Origin of the sequence: Actinomyces sp. 594, assembly GCF_019325145.1 — a bacterium.
GTDB lineage: Bacteria > Actinomycetota > Actinomycetes > Actinomycetales > Actinomycetaceae > Actinomyces.
Map to the genome: position 1 here is coordinate 13013 of NZ_PIZC01000012.1, position 14816 is coordinate 27828.

Annotated in this window: 11 protein-coding genes; 4 read left to right on the forward strand and 7 right to left on the reverse strand. The window is 69.2% G+C overall.

The annotated features are described in order from the left end of the window. Nucleotides 1-14 precede the first annotated feature (14 nt). The gene (locus GZ998_RS01615) at nucleotides 15-374 is read left to right on the forward strand and encodes a hypothetical protein (RefSeq protein ID WP_219108562.1); all 360 of its coding nucleotides are present in this window, start codon (nucleotides 15-17) and stop codon (nucleotides 372-374) included. Between the two features lie 32 nt (nucleotides 375-406). Here the strand turns inward: GZ998_RS01615 and eccCa are convergent, their stop codons facing one another. From eccCa to GZ998_RS01650, 7 genes are all read right to left on the reverse strand, one after another. Then, nucleotides 407-4408: a type VII secretion protein EccCa gene (eccCa, locus tag GZ998_RS01620; protein WP_219108565.1), complete on the reverse strand. Its 4002-nt coding sequence runs from the start codon at nucleotides 4406-4408 to the stop codon at nucleotides 407-409. Next, a complete protein-coding gene (locus tag GZ998_RS01625) occupies nucleotides 4405-5403 on the reverse strand; it encodes a hypothetical protein (protein WP_219108567.1) in 999 nt (332 codons plus the stop codon). Before GZ998_RS01625 ends, eccCa begins: the two co-directional genes overlap by 4 nt. Further along, the gene (locus GZ998_RS01630; protein ID WP_219108569.1) at nucleotides 5400-6707 is read right to left on the reverse strand and encodes an EsaB/YukD family protein; all 1308 of its coding nucleotides are present in this window, start codon (nucleotides 6705-6707) and stop codon (nucleotides 5400-5402) included. Before GZ998_RS01630 ends, GZ998_RS01625 begins: the two co-directional genes overlap by 4 nt. Next, nucleotides 6704-7018 carry a hypothetical protein gene (locus tag GZ998_RS01635; RefSeq protein ID WP_161923313.1) on the reverse strand — a complete coding sequence of 105 codons (315 nt, stop codon included), beginning with the start codon at nucleotides 7016-7018 and terminating at the stop codon, nucleotides 6704-6706. The genes GZ998_RS01630 and GZ998_RS01635 overlap by 4 nt, the downstream gene beginning before the upstream one ends. Nucleotides 7019-7090: 72 nt before the next feature. Beyond that, the gene (locus tag GZ998_RS01640) at nucleotides 7091-7894 is read right to left on the reverse strand and encodes a hypothetical protein (RefSeq protein WP_219108571.1); all 804 of its coding nucleotides are present in this window, start codon (nucleotides 7892-7894) and stop codon (nucleotides 7091-7093) included. Nucleotides 7895-8101: 207 nt separating this feature from the next. Then, nucleotides 8102-9319 (reverse strand): PTS transporter subunit IIC, encoded by a 1218-nt coding sequence (locus GZ998_RS01645; protein WP_219108573.1) that lies wholly within the window; start codon nucleotides 9317-9319, stop codon nucleotides 8102-8104. A gap of 315 nt (nucleotides 9320-9634) precedes the next feature. Continuing rightward, the gene (locus GZ998_RS01650) at nucleotides 9635-10135 is read right to left on the reverse strand and encodes a transcription repressor NadR (RefSeq protein ID WP_161923316.1); all 501 of its coding nucleotides are present in this window, start codon (nucleotides 10133-10135) and stop codon (nucleotides 9635-9637) included. Between the two features lie 641 nt (nucleotides 10136-10776). Between GZ998_RS01650 and nrdH the strand changes: the two genes are divergently transcribed. Genes nrdH through nrdE form a run of 3 tightly spaced genes read left to right on the forward strand, consistent with a single transcriptional unit; the run spans nucleotide 10777 to nucleotide 13599 of the window. Further along, nucleotides 10777-11022, forward strand: coding sequence for a glutaredoxin-like protein NrdH (gene nrdH, locus GZ998_RS01655; RefSeq protein ID WP_161925218.1), 246 nt, complete (start codon nucleotides 10777-10779; stop codon nucleotides 11020-11022). A gap of 16 nt (nucleotides 11023-11038) precedes the next feature. Further along, entirely contained in the window at nucleotides 11039-11449 is a 411-nt protein-coding gene (gene nrdI / locus GZ998_RS01660; RefSeq protein WP_162679261.1) for a class Ib ribonucleoside-diphosphate reductase assembly flavoprotein NrdI, read from the forward strand. Then, complete coding sequence (nrdE, locus tag GZ998_RS01665) at nucleotides 11434-13599, forward strand: class 1b ribonucleoside-diphosphate reductase subunit alpha (protein ID WP_219108575.1); 2166 nt, start codon at nucleotides 11434-11436, stop codon at nucleotides 13597-13599. The genes nrdI and nrdE overlap by 16 nt, the downstream gene beginning before the upstream one ends. Nucleotides 13600-14816: the final 1217 nt, after the last annotated feature.

Below are 14816 nucleotides of genomic sequence, written 5' to 3' on the forward strand. Positions count from 1 at the left end.
CAATCGCTTGGTTCATGGGGATATTCGTATTCGGCTTCTATCCCGGCGTCGGAGCGATCATAACGTCGGTCATTATGATCGCCGTTGGCTTGAACTGCCGTAAGGATCCCGAACCTGTACGGACGAATGGCACGGCCGCCGCGAGCTGGGGAATCAACTATCTACTGGCTACCATCGTGTTCCTCGGTAGCTTCCTTGTGTACTTGTTCGCCTTCATGCCTGATGACGGTTCAGACGACTTCCTACCGTGGGGGCTGCCGGTTCTGGCCTGGCTGCTCATCTCCCTGATCCACGTGATCATCTGCATCGCCTTCGGCGTCCGGGCGAGCCGCGGCAAGGTCGTGCCGTTCCGCGGCATCCCCTTCATCAAGTAGCCGGGCACCCCGGCCTCGGGTCGGCATGAAGCTCACTCGCCGGTCGGCGTGAAGTCGCCGACCTGAACCAGGCGCGGCTTGCGTCCCCGACGCACCCACCAGCCGCGCCCGGGCCGCAGATGCTCCGCCCGCACACCGCCGATAAGCGCCCCCTCGCCGCGGTCACCGTCCATGATCAGGCCGGTCGCCCCCGTGTCCCGCAGCGCCTGCAGCAGCTGGTCGTACAAGGCCCGCGAGGCCCCGGCCACCGGCCGGGCCAGCACCACATTCAGTCGCAGATCCCGCGCCGAGGACAAGAACGGGATGACCGGCCCCAGCGGCCCGTTGCCGCCTGAGGACAGGATGTCATAGTCGTCCACCACCAGCACGATCCGCGGCCCTTCCACCGCCTCACCCGCCGCCAGCGCATCGGAGCGGCGCTGCAGCTCCTGCGCGATCGACGCCGACAGTCCACCGGCCAGCGCCGTCGACGTCGCGTGCCCACCCAGGAACGCCTCCGGGCAGGCCCCGGCCGTCGTCCGCCGCACGTCATAGACGCCCACCACCAGCTCATCGGGCGTGTGCCGCTCCACCAGCGACTCGATCACGCCGCGCAACACAGTGCTCTTGCCGCAGCCCGGATCGCCCAGCACCAGTAGATGCGGGTCACGCCCTCCAAGGTCCAAATTGATCGGCGTCATCGTGTCCTGGAACAGTCCCAGCGGCAGTAGCTCCGGTTCCTGCTCACCGTCGGGCAAGTCCGCCGGGTCAATACTCTCCGGCAGCATGCGCACGGGTGCCGGCAGCGGCCCCGACCACGCATCGCCGATCTGCTCCGCCAGCGCCTGCAGGGCCGCACCGACGCCGTCCGACAGGTCGGCATCCTCAACCACCGGCAGCGCCACCTGGGCGAACAGCCTGTCCGTGCGCAGCACCCGCCCCGGCGTATCCGCCCGCAGCGTGGCCGAGAGCTTGCGCGCCACCAGCGAATCCGCCGGATCGTTCAGCCGCAGCTCCAGGCGGGTGCCCACCAGCGACTGCTGCGACATGCGCAGGTCATTGCCGCGCGACAGCGTCATCACCGCATGCACCCCCAAACCACCGCCACGCCGCAGCACCTCGTCCAGCGGGTCCTCCAGCTCCGGGAAGTCCGAACGCAGCAGGCCCAGACCGTCCACCAGCAGCACCACGTCCGCGCTGGCCAGCTCGGGCAACTCGCCCGCGGCGTGCCGGGCGCGCAGCACCTCCAGGGAGTCGATGTGACGTGCGGCCAGAACCCGCTCGCGCTGGTCCAGCATCGCCACCACCTCCTCCAGTACGCGGCGCATGCGCTCCCGGTCCCCGCGCGTGGCCACGCCTCCCACATTCGGCAGCGCCGCCAGCCGCGACAACCCGCCGCCGGTGGCATCCACCCCGTAGAAGGCGAGCCGATCCGGGGCATGGGTCAGTGCTGCCGCCGTGGCCAGTGTCCACAGGAACGTGGTGCGGCCGCTCTGCGGCGCCCCAACCACGGCCACGTGCCCGCCGCCCACAGTCAGGTCCGCCAGCCACGGCTGCTGGCGCTGGCGGGCGGGATCATCCACCAGCCCCACCGGCACCCTGGGCCCGGGACCGGCAGGGGCGGGCACCCGCAGCCCGACGGCGTCGCGCCGCAAAGGTCCGCCAAGCACGCTCGTCAGCGGCAGACGGGCAGGCAGCGGCTGCAGCCATACCGGCGCCATGGGCTCAGCGGCCCGGCTCAGCTGAGCCACCACGGCATCCACCACCGTCTGCCGTGTGGTGTGCCCCTCCGGGACGACGGCCTGCGCCGCCGTCGGCTCCTCGCCCTCCAGGCCGTTGTACACCGGCAGCAGCAGCGGCACCTGCTCCTCACGGTCGGCAGGGACGGGCTCGGCCTCCACCTCCTCCACCGGGCCGGAGACGTAGCCGGCCCGGAAGCGCGTGAACACGCTAGTGTCCACCTTCAAGTACCCGTACCCGGGGGAGGCGGGCAGGTGGAATGCATCCGGCACCCCAATCACCGTGGAGGACTCCCCCTCGGTGAAGGTACGTAGGCAGATCCGGTAGGACAGGTAGGTGTCCAGACCCCGCAGCTTGCCGCCCTCAATACGCTGGCTTGACAGCAGCAGATGCACGCCTATGGACCGGCCGATGCGCCCAATCGTCAGCAGCAGGTCCACGAAGTCAGGATTCGCCGTCAGCAGCTCCCCGAACTCGTCGATGATGACGAACAGGTGCGGCATGGGCGCCATCTCCGGATGCTCCTCGCGCAGCCGCCGATAGTGGGCGATATCGGGGGAGGAGCCGGCATCCCGCAGCTGCTTCTGCCGACGCACCACCTCACCGGCGATCGAGGCGCGCGCCCGCTCGATGAGCCCGGCGTCGTCGGCCAGGTTATCCATCAGCCCCACCACGTGCGGCAGGGAGGCGAAGGGCGCGAAGGCGGCGCCACCCTTGTAGTCAACCAAGATCATTGACAGGTCCTCCGGGCCGTGGCCGACGGCGAGCGCAGTCACCAGGGTGCGCAGCAGCTCGGACTTGCCCGAACCGGTCGCGCCCACGCACAGCCCGTGCGGCCCGACCCCCAGCTGGGCGGACTCCTTCAGGTCCAGCAGCACCAGTTCATGGTTGTCATCGGTGCCCAGCGGCACCCGCAGGAAGTCACGGGCCGAGCGGGGCCGCCAGGCCGCGGGCACATCAATGCGCCTGGGATCGTCCACCCCCAGCAGGTCAGCCAGCGAGGTGGCGGAGGTGTCTTCCACTTCCCGCTCGGCGGCCGCCCCCAGCGACAGCGGCGCCAGCGCCCGGCACACGCCCTCAGCGGCCGCCGGGCCCAACTCGTCGGGGGTCACCACGGTGGGCGGGATCGGTGCGGCGTCATTATCGATCCTGCCTGAGGCGTCAGTGACCGGCCGCAGGTCCTCCACCAGCACCGTGCCGTCCTCACGCACCGTCAGCCGCAGCGACGGGTCGGAGGGCTCATCCAGACGGTCGGTGACCAGGTGAAGGACGGTCGCCCCCACGTCCTGCGCCCGCAGGGAGGCGTCGGGGATCGCCAGGGACTGGGCCGGCCCCTCGGCGTCGACGACGGCGAGCAGCCGGGTCCGACGCCGCTGCGCGCCGCCCGTCCCGATCCGCGCCACCTGCGCAGCGGCCTTCGCGGCGGCGGCGATCTCGGGCCGCAGCACCCGCTCCAGGTCCTGCTGGTCCGCCCCCACTCGGCGCATCGCAACCGGACCGTCGAAGGCGCCATGAATGCGCAGGTGGGGGAGCCTAGCCACTCCCTCCCACACCCGTGCCACGGACTTGTCATAGGCGAGCGCGATGTGCAGGTCCTCCGGGGCGTGATGCACCGCCGCCTGCACCAGCAGGGTGCGGGCCAGGGCGCGGGTGACCTCCCGGGGACCGATCAGTGACACCTCGCCGGCCGCGTCAAGATCAACGGTGGCGGGCATCGCGTACTGCACCGCGTAGCTGTCCACCAAGGTCTGCGCCTCCTGCACCAGCAGGGGATCAGCCTGGGCCACGGCGTCGGAGCGGGGCATGGCTGCGAGCGGATGAGGTAGGTCGGCGGTACCCAGCCGCAGCCGCAGGAAGTCACTATCGGTGCGACGTCGCTCCCAGCGCCGGTCGGGGGAGATTGCCCAGGAGGCCAGCGCCTGCGGGGCGGGGTGGGCCTGGTAGGCGTGCTTGCGCAGCTGACCGGCGGCGGCCTCCAGGACGCCCGCGGCGTCCGCGAGCGAGTCGAGGTAGCGCTCGCGGTGCTCACGGCGTTGGCGGGCCTGCCCGTTACGGCGGGACAAGGTGGCAGCCAGCATGCCGATCATGGTCACGAGCATCACCACCGAGCCGAGGATCGCGAAGATCAGGTTGGACCGCAGCAGCGTCATCATCAGCATGGATGAGCCGGCCCCGGCCAGGGGCAGCATCATCTGGAACGGGAACCCCTGACCCGCGCCGGTATCGGACAGCTGCGGGGGCGTGGGCAGCACCATCGGCTCGGGCAGCTCCAGCGGGCGGTGCAGGCGCCCGGGGCGGTGGACGGTGCGGATCATGCCTCACCTCCCGCAGCGGTTCGTGCAGTGCCTTGCGCAGACCGGGCAGCCGCATCCACTGCGCGCGCGGCCAGTGAGGAGAAGGCGAAGCCGGTAGGACGCCGCAGGGGAGTGGGACCGGGACGCCCCAGCGCGGTGTCATACGGGACCAGCACCTCGTCGGGGTGCAGGCGTGGGATGAGCGGGTGCCCGGGGGAGGTGGCGACTACTGCGTGCAGCACGACGGGAGACCGGCGCTCCAGGCCGGGGGCAGCGGGGGCCGTGCCGGGTAGACCGTCAGCGGCGTCGGCCTCAGTGCTCATCACGCCGGCCGGGCGGTTGGGCAGGGCATCGTTGAGCACCTTGTTGAGCCTCCCTACTAGTATGCGGCTGCGCTCCACCTCGCGGCGCCGTGCCGGGGACACCAGCACAATCGCGTGGTGAAGCTGGGCAATCTCCGCCAGCTCGGCGGGGGACAGGAGACCGAACTCGGTCAGGCAGGTATCGAAGAAGTGCCCCAGCTCGCGCCGTGCCCTATGCCACGCCTGCAGCGGCGCCATGTCCGCTGACGTGACCCGCAGGCAGGAAGTCAGGCCATCCGGCCCGCAGCCAGCCGCGCCGCGTAGCACCGGCCCGCTCTCCGCTGGAGGCACCGCGGCGGGCACAGGATCCGCCAGGGGCCAGGAGCGGGAGAAGGGCAGCTGGTCGGCGGCGGAGGCAGGGCCTGGCGACGCGGACAGCAGCAGTGCCGGCGCCCGCCTGGCGCGGGTCAGCGCCCCGGTCAGCTGCAGGGCCACGGTGGTGGCCCCACATGCAGGCACCAACGGCACCACGGCAATACGGCAGGTCAGCGGCAGCGGCTGCGCCAGGTCCCGATGTGTCTGCGCAGCGGCGCGGCGCCAAGCAGGCGCCCCGGTCAGCACCAGGGCGCACAGGTCAAGTGGGCGGCGCAGGCGGTCCATACGGGCGGCGTCTGCGCGGCGCGTCAGTGAGCTCCGCAACTCCGGCGCAGTCATGAGAACAGCCCCAGGAGGTGGGTGAAGAGCCCGTCGAGGCCGCAAAGCAGCGGCACCGTGGCGATGGTGGCCGCCGCCTCCAGCACGTCACCCAGGCGGCGCAGGCGCACGCGGGTCTGATCGGCGCTCTGGTAGAGGGCGGCTGCCGCCAGCACCAGGACGACGACGCCCAGCAGCACGCCACGCTGCGGCCACGGCAGCGGGGAGGCCAGTATCAGCGGCGCCGGCAGGCAGGCCAGCCACAGCGCAATGACCTCTGCCCGCAGCGGGAAGGCGCGTGAGCGCAGCGCCGCGGCAACCACCACGGCCACGGCCAGCCAGTGAGCCCACGGATCCTCCTGCCGCGCCAGGCTCGCCGTCGCCCATGCCAGCGCGGCTGCTGCCACCAGGCAGGAGACCAGCAGCGAGTCGTGGGCGGCGGACAGGCTGTGCCGGGCACGATCGCGTGGTGGCAGCACCCCGGTCAAGGCCGTGTCATCCAGCCGGGCGGCACCGGAGACCAGCAGCGCGACCCACGGCAGGCAGCCTGCCAGTACCAGCGCGAGCACCGCCAGGACGCCGTGGGCCAGCTTCGTGGTGGGGCTCAGGGCGGCCACAAGCATCCAGAGGCCCTCGGCGCCGAGCCCGACGGCGGCCCCCGCGATCCAACCGGGGCGGTCGAGCGCCAGTCCCAGGGCGGCCGTCACCAACAGGACCAGGGCCAGGGCTGCGAGCACCCCGGATTCGGTTCCGGTCCTCGCCAGGGTGAGGCTCTGCGCCGCCAGCAGCCCCAGCAGCAGGCAGGCGCCCAGGACGTCGGCGCCCGACGGGCCAGCACCGCCGCGCCGGAGCACGACTACGGCGGAGAGCAAAAGCAGGCCCACAAGCGCCACCCAGGTGTGCGCCGTCGGCGTGAGTGCTTGGAGCTCGGGCCAGGTGGCGAGCGCGGTTAGAACGCCGATGAGGATGCCGACCCCGAGCGGACGGTCCGTGCGCCGCCACCTACCGGGATGCGCCTCGGTGAGATCTGCCATGGCCTCGCTCAGGTCGGACACGCGCGCGGGTGGCGGAATCTCGTCGTCGGCCACAACGCGCAAGACCTCGCCGTCGAGCACTTCCTGGGCGGCCAGGTCCAGCTCGGGGTCCACCAGGCGGCCGTCGGCGCGCACAAGGCGCAGCGCCAGCGGGGTGCCGGAGTGGCTGGACTGGTCGCCCAGGAGGGACAGCAGCGTCGGCATCTGAGTGCCGACCGGCTCGGTGGAGGGCACAACCAGCTCGGCCCGCGACCGGTCTGCCACAAGGGTAATGCGGGTGTAGGGGATCATTGCTCTGCTTCCTGGGATGCCTGTGCCGCTGCATCCGTCGGCTGGGGAGGTGCGGGCGCCACGGTGGCGCTGTCCGTGGGGGTACTTGTGCTTCCGCCCGGGGTACTGCGGATCGAGTCCAGGTGCGTGGAGACGTAGGCGTAGCCCACGCAGCCACTGCACGCAAGGGCAGCGACCACGAGTGACGCGATCAGCCGGGGCGCCTGAGCCCGGCTCCTCCCCGGCGTGCGGCCACGTTCCAGGGCGTCGCGCAGGCGCGCATGGTGCACGCGCGCGGAGTCGAGGACCGCCTGCTCGTTCTCACGCGGCATGGGCGTTGTCCACCTGACTGGGTTGGCTGGGCGGCGTCACCGCGCCGCATGCGGTTGGGGCTGGTGCCGGGTTCATCCGACCATCCTTGAGGGGGTTTCGGAGTCGGGGTCCGTGAAGCCCAGGTCTTGCCGGGCGCGCGCACGCTCCCGCTCCCTCTCCTTGGCCCTGAGCGCCTTACGGGTGACGCGGGGTGGGGCGGGTGCCTGCGGCAGGGGCTCGGTGACCGGTTGCTGAGCGGGCTCGGGAGGCGGTGGGGGTGGAGGTGCCGGCTGCGGTGGCACAGCGGGCGGCAGCGGCATGGATGTCGGCTGGGTTGCTTGCGCCGGCACTGCGCGCAGCGCCGGCGGTGTCTTGGCGGGTGAAGGTGCGGTCGTGGCTGGCTCGGCCGGCGTCGGCGTGATCATGGGAGATGCCGGGGGAGCCGTGATCCGCTGCGGCTCGGCGGGAGGCTGCGGGGGCGCAGACGCCGCACTCGCCTCCAGGGCTCGGGCGGCCGACGCGTCAAGGTCGTCCAGGGTCCCGCGCGACGGATCCGGGCCCTGCCGGACGTCCAGCACAGCGGCGCCGGCCGCTGCGCCTAGGCGCGCAAGTGGCAGCAGGGAACGCGCCGTCCCGGTGGGGAGCCCGGCGTCGGCGTCGACGGTGCGCAGTCCCAGCAGGCGGCCGCCGACAGCTCTGCCGTACAGGCAGTGGCTCACGAGCTGTGCCAGGAGCAGGCCGAGCGCCCCCAGTACGAGCGCAAGCCTGAGCAGTGCCGGCCCCGGCACAACTAGGCCGACAGCCAGGGGTAGCAGCACGATGGCAAGGTCAATCGCAATACTCTCCGCAACCACCTGCCGCGGTGCCGGTCGGCAGCCGACAGGGAGTGGCGGCATTGCCGCGTATGGAGTCTGTGAGGCCTGTGAGGTCAAGTTCTACCTCCTTCACCCGGGTCAGGGCTGTTTCGGGTGACGCGGGGGCCGCCACCGAATGACAATCGCGTTTCGATTACGAGTATGGCACGGATGTGCTCATAGTCGTATGTGGGGTTGCATGCATTGCCGACGGCGAGCGCGCCGCAGGGTGACGGGGTAGTGGAGAACTCAGGCTGCGGCCAGTGCCATATCGCCGGGGCGGATCCAGCCGCGGGCGCGCATGAACTCGCTGATGGCCAGGGTGAGCACCGCCGGGGCCACGAACTGGAACAGCACGATCGTGGCCAGCAGCTGTCCTGTGGGCATGGCGCTGCTCATGGTCTGCCAGGTCATGATCTGACCGACCAGCCCGGCCGAGCCCATCCCCGAGCCGACGGCGTTGGACTCCATGTGCAGCACGGCGGTGGCCACCGGCCCGAGCAGCGCCGACGCCAGCGTGGGCGGCACCCAGATAAGTGGTCGGCGCAGGATGTTCGGCATCTGCAGCATGGAGGTGCCCAGGCCCTGCGCCAGCAGCCCGGACCAGCGGTTCTCCCGGAAAGAGGCGACGGCGAAGCCCACCATCTGGGTGGCGCAGCCGATCGTCGCTGCCCCGGCGGCGATGCCGGACAGTCCCAGGATCACGCCGAGGGCCGCCGAGGAGATCGGCAGGGTCAGCACCATCCCCATGATGACGGCGACGATCACGCCCATCAGCAGCGGCTGCCGCTCGGTGCCCCAGTTGACCAGCTGCCCCAGCGCCGTCATGGCGGAGGAGATGGGCGGGCCTACCAGCAGCCCGACGCCGCCGCCCACGACGACGGTGGTCAACGGCGTCACCAGGATGTCCACCGGCGTCCTGCCGGAGACCAGGCGGCCGACCTCGATGGCCACGCACGCCGCCACGAATGCGCCCAGTGGCTCACCCGGGCCGCGCAGCAGCAGGGCGGTGCCGACGTCGTCGGTCAGGATGGCGCTGCCGGCCAGCAGGCCGGACGCCTGGGCGCCGACCTGCCCGACGGCGGCCGCGGAGATGGTGACGAAGGCGTCGGCCCCCAGGCGGCGGGCCGTGCCCAGGCCGATGCCGGCGCCGGTGATTGAGGAGGCCACTCGCCCCATCAGCACGATGAGGCCGCCGACCGTCCCGGGGATGAAGGCCCCGATCTGGGTGAGGATCGTGCCGATGATCAGGGTGGCGAACAGGCCGTGCGCCATGCCGGTCAGGCCCTCGATGAAGAAGCGGTTGCCGAAGGCGCGCAGCCAGTCCAGCGGGCCGTGCCCCTCGGCGGCGGCAGCTGAGGAGGGGGCCGTGGCGGCCTTGCCCGTGGCGGTGTTGTTGCTGGTGGCGGCGGACTTGCTGGCGGGGATGGGCTTGGAGGCGGGGGTGGGCTTGGAGGATGCGGACATGGGGGCCTCCCCTGGATGGCGGGACGGCGTGGGAGCGCGCGTCCGCGCTAGGTGTCAAGACACTCAAAGGATAGCCGAGAGCCGTCAGGTGTCATGACACAAATTGCGTGAGCCGCCTCTCCCGTGCGCGTGGCTAGGGCGTGCGGCCGGGCCAGCGGGGCGGAAAAGTGTCCGAAAACGGCACAAACGTCCCGGGGCTACCGTGTCTTACCTCGTGAAACCGCACGATCTCAACGAATCGCCGCCGTCGAACAAGGGGGCACCGACGCGTTTATGCCGGATTCGGACATTCGCCCCGCGGAGTCAGCCGGGGGATCAGCGCAGAATGCCGAGTTCGCTCAGGCGCGACTCGATGGTGTCCAGCTGTGCCTCGGTGTCGGCCTCGATGGTGTGCGCGTGCCAGCCGTTGGTCAGCTCGGACAGGGTGGAGGACTCGGCCATGCGCTCGAGGAAGAGATCCAGCTCGGCGTGGTTGTGTATGAGCAGGTCCACGGTGATCTGGCCGTACAGGCGGTGCTCGATGATCGTGTCCAGCGCGGTGCCGCCGGCGTCGATGATCGCGGCCAGCTCGGCGGCCACCTGGTCGCGTCCGTGCTGGACGTGGAAGACGCGGCGCGGGCGGGAGCTGGGGCGAGCCAGGACGTAGCCGCGGTTGGTGGCGCGGATGGCGTGGCCGGCGGCGCGCAGCAGGGCGACGTCGCCGACGACGATCTGCCGGGAGACGCCCAGTTGCTCGCCCAGCCAGGCTGCGGCCAGCGGGTTGGTGGCGTCCTTGAGGCGGGCCAGGATCGCCTGCCGGCGCTCGGTTGCGTCCATGGTCGTCTCGCGGTCCTCTCCTTGGTGGGCTCGCTGCCGTGCGGTCGGCCTGTGTGAGGCGGCTCATGGGAACGTAGCACGGTTGCGGGGAAGTTGTGGGGGAGACGGAATGGACTGGGGTGATGAGCGGCGTCGGCGCGGCGGGCAGGCAGTCGCGACACGCCGGGCGCGGGTGCGGTCCGCGAGGTATTTTCCCCGGCCAGTCCCCAGGCTGGGGACTGAGGGCGCGGTGTGACGCAGGGGTGCCTGTGGGTAACTCGGGGCTAAGGGGGCGAATTCGTGTCAGACCCCCGCGAGACCATGAACTAGCCGATCCGGCGTCGCGTTGCCGTCGTGGCGCCGGGGGCGGCGGGCGGGGCGGCTGTGCCCGCTCCACAACCGCATCCACAGCGTCAGGCGCGCTGTCCACAGCTCCGGAGGGTCTATGCACAACAACACGTCAGACACATCATCTTGGGGTGGTGGCGCTCCTCGACCCCCAGGGGTAGTGTTTTGAGCAGCAGGGGGCGCTTGCCCTCCCGAGAACTACATGGGTGTGATTACAACCGGGTAGGTTCCCGTCCGCTGGGGCCGCCGGAGTGCACGCGCACCCGAACCATCAACCAACCGCTCCAACTACTCGCTGCCAGGAAGTGACCGACATGGCCATCACCGTCTACTCCAAGCCCAACTGCGTCCAGTGCTCCGCGACCTACCGCGCCCTGGACAAGGCCGGCCTGTCCTACGAGACGGTTGACATCACTCTCGACGCCGAGGCCCTGGAGCAGGTCCGCTCCCTCGGCTACGCGCAGGCTCCCGTGGTCATGGCTGGCGGCGAGCACTGGTCTGGCTTCCGCCCGGACAAGATCAAGGCCCTGGCCGCCGCCGTCGAGGCCGCCGCCATCTGAGTGGGGCCAGGCGTTCGTGAGTGACCGCCCCCTGCTCGTCTACTTCTCCTCTACCTCGGAGAACACCAGTCGCTTTGTTGAGCGGCTCGGCTACCCCAGCGCACGCATTCCGCTGCGCCCGGGGGATGAGCCGCTGAGCGTTGACGAGGACTACATCCTCGTCGTCCCCACCTACGGTGGTGGCGCCATCAAGGGCGCCGTGCCCAAGCAGGTCATCAAGTTCCTCAACGACCCGCACAACCGGTCGCTGTGCCGCGGCGTCATCGCCTCGGGCAACACCAACTTCGGCGAGGCCTACGGCATCGCCGGCGACATCATCGCCAGCAAGCTCAACGTCCCCTTCCTCTACCGGTACGAGCTGCTCGGCACCCCTACCGACGTCGAACGCGTCAAAGAAGGATTGGACAAGTTTTGGCAGAAACGCTGACGGCCCCGGCGAGCACCGCACCGAAGACCACGGTCTCCCCGGACCTCGACTACCACGCCCTGAACGCCAAGCTGAACCTGTACGACGCGAACGGCAGGATCCAGTTCGACGCCGACCGTGAGGCCACGCGCCAGTACTTCCTCCAACACGTCAATGACAACACCGTCACCTTCCCGTCGCTTGAGGAGAAGCTGGACTACCTGGTGCGGGAGGGCTACTACGAGCAGCAGGTGCTGGACCGCTACAGCCCCGAGTTCGTCAAGGCCGCCTTCAAGGCCGCCTACGCCTACGACTACCGCTTCGAGACCTTCCTGGGCGCCTTCAAGTACTACACCTCCTACACGCTGAAGACCTTCGACGGCAAGCGCTACCTGGAGCGCTTCGAGGACCGCGTCACCATGGTTGCCCTGGCGCTGGGCGACGGCGATGAGTCGCTGGCGCTGGACCTGATCGGTGAGATGATGTCGGGCCGCTTCCAGCCGGCCACCCCCACCTTCCTCAACGAGGGCAAGGCCCAGCGCGGCGAGCCCGTCTCCTGCTTCCTGGTGCGCATCGAGGACAACATGGAGTCGATCTCCCGCGGCATCAACTCCGCCCTGCAGCTGTCCAAGCGGGGCGGCGGCGTCGCCCTGCTACTGAGCAACCTGCGGGAGATGGGCGCGCCCATCAAGCGCATCGAGAACCAGTCCAGCGGCGTCATCCCGGTGATGAAGCTGCTGGAGGACTCCTTCTCCTACGCCAACCAGCTGGGTGCGCGCCAGGGCGCCGGCGCCGTCTACCTGCACGCCCACCACCCGGACATCCTGCGGTTCCTGGACACCAAGCGGGAGAACGCGGATGAGAAGATCCGTATCAAGACCCTCTCGCTCGGCGTCGTCATCCCGGACATCACCTTCGAGCTGGCCCGCGCGAACGAGGACATGTACCTGTTCAGCCCCTACGACGTCGAGCGCGTCTACGGGATGCCCTTCGCGGACATCAACGTCACCGAGAAGTACCGCGAGCTGGTGGCCGACGAGCGCATCCGCAAGGACAAGATCAACGCCCGCCAGTTCTTCCAGACGCTGGCCGAGATCCAGTTCGAGTCCGGCTACCCCTACGTCATGTTCGAGGACACGGTCAACCGGGCCAACCCGATCAAGGGCAAGGTGGTCATGTCCAACCTGTGCTCGGAGATCCTGCAGGTGTCCGAGCCCAGCGTGCTCAATGAGGACCTGTCCTACGCGCACGTCGGCAAGGACATCTCCTGCAACCTGGGCTCCCTGAACATCGCCAAGACCATGGACTCCCCGGACTTCGCCCGCACCATCCGCACGGCCGTGCGCGGGCTGACCGCGGTCTCCGACCAGACGGAGCTGGAGTCCGTGCCGTCGATCAACCGCGGCAACCGCGAGTCCCACGCGATCGGCCTGGGGCAGATGAACCTGCACGGCTTCCTGGCGCGCGAGCGCATCCACTACGGGTCGGAGGAGGGGCTGGACTTCACCAACGTCTACTTCGCCTCCGTGCTGTTCGCGGCGCTGACCGCCTCGCATGAGCTGGCCGTGGAGCGGGGAGAGACCTTCGTCGGATTCGAGGACTCCAAGTACGCCTCCGGCGAGTTCTTCGACAAGTACCTGACCCAGGACTTCGTCCCGGTCACCGAGCGGGTTCGGGAGGTCTTCGCCGCGTCGTCGGTGCACGTGCCCACGCGCGCGGACTGGGCGGAGCTGGCGGAGAAGATCAAGCGGGACGGCATCTACAACCGCAACCTCCAGGCGGTGCCGCCCACGGGGTCGATCTCCTACATCAACCACTCCACCTCCTCGATTCACCCGATCGTCGCCAAGATCGAGATCCGCAAGGAGGGCAAGATCGGGCGCGTCTACTACCCGGCGCCCTACATGACCAATGACAACCTCGAGTTCTACGAGGACGCCTACGAGATCGGGCCCGAGAAGATCATCGACACCTACGCCGCCGCCACCCAGCACGTGGACCAGGGGCTGAGCCTGACGCTGTTCTTCCCGGACACCGCCACCACCCGCGATGTGAACCGGGCGCAGATCTACGCCTGGCGCAAGGGCATCAAGTCGCTGTACTACATCCGCCTGCGCCAGGCGGCGCTGACCGGCACCGAGGTGGAGGGCTGCGTCTCCTGCATGCTGTAAGGCTGTGCCCGAATGAGGCCGTTGAGTTGAGAGCGCTCCGGTGGTGGCGATTCGGACGTGAAGGCGGCTATCGGGCGAATCCGGTACGCGAAACCCGGCTCGCCCACCGTCCGGAAGGCTGCCGGGTCCACTTCGCAGGACTACTGCCCTGAGCGGTGCGTGGCTTACTTCGTCAGCGCCAACCGGCGCAGGTGCTAGTTTTCCACGGGGCTACTCGTCGGCACCGAGGTTGAGGGCCGCGTCTCCTGCATGCCGTGACGCGCGAGTCGCTAGGCGCTCACATGACCGGGAGAGGTGTCAGTGGCCTAAGCCGGGTGTGTTAACTACGCCGGTTCGCGGTCTGCTACGCCGGTTCGCGGTCTGCTACGTCGGTTCACCGTTTGCTACGCCACTTAGCCGTTTGCTGAAGGCCTCTGAGGTATTCAGCAGGCCGTTAACTAGCGTTGTTAACGGCGAAGTGGCGTAGTAAAGGCGCGGCGGGGTGGTGGGTGCTCGCGGTCGTTTGCGGCGGTAGTGTCGGTGCGGCGGGGACGCCTGGAGGTGACGAGAGCGGTGGTTGCGAGTGTTGCGTGTGATGCAGTTGGGGTGTGTGGGGCTGGTGTGGCGCCTGCCGGGAGGCTACAATTCGGTCTACGGTACAAAGATAGGTGCATTTTGACCCTGACTTTTCTGCATGACTTCGTTGAAAGTTGGTGGCTGGAGGGGGTCTGAGGGGTGTCGGTGGCGCTTGGCTTGTTTTCAACGAAAGGTGGTAGTTTTGGCCTGGTGCCAGTCGGTTCCGTGGGGTGCTTGCGGAGCCGGTGGCGATCCCGGGCCTGGAAGTGGCGGTATGGCGCGGTTTCCAGGGGTAGGGGTCGGGAAGCACCTCGCACCTCAAGGTGCATTAAGACGACTCTGCGGCGGGCGCTTCGAAATCGAGGATCTTGTCAGGAAGCGCCTCGCACCTCAAGGTGCATTAAGACATTCTGTCCTGGACTCCGAAAAAGAAGTCCTCTTCGTCAGGAAGCGCCTCGCACCTCAAGGTGCATTAAGACTTCAGCTGCGTACTCGAAAATGTTCTTGGCGCTCAGTCAGGAAGCACCTCGCACCTCCAGGTGCGTTAGGACTATTTGCGGGTGGCCGCTGTGGTGTGATGTCTCAGGACATCGGTGACAGTTCTGCCTCAGGACATCGGTGACACTTGGTGTGTCAGGACATCGGTGACACTTGTGGTTGTT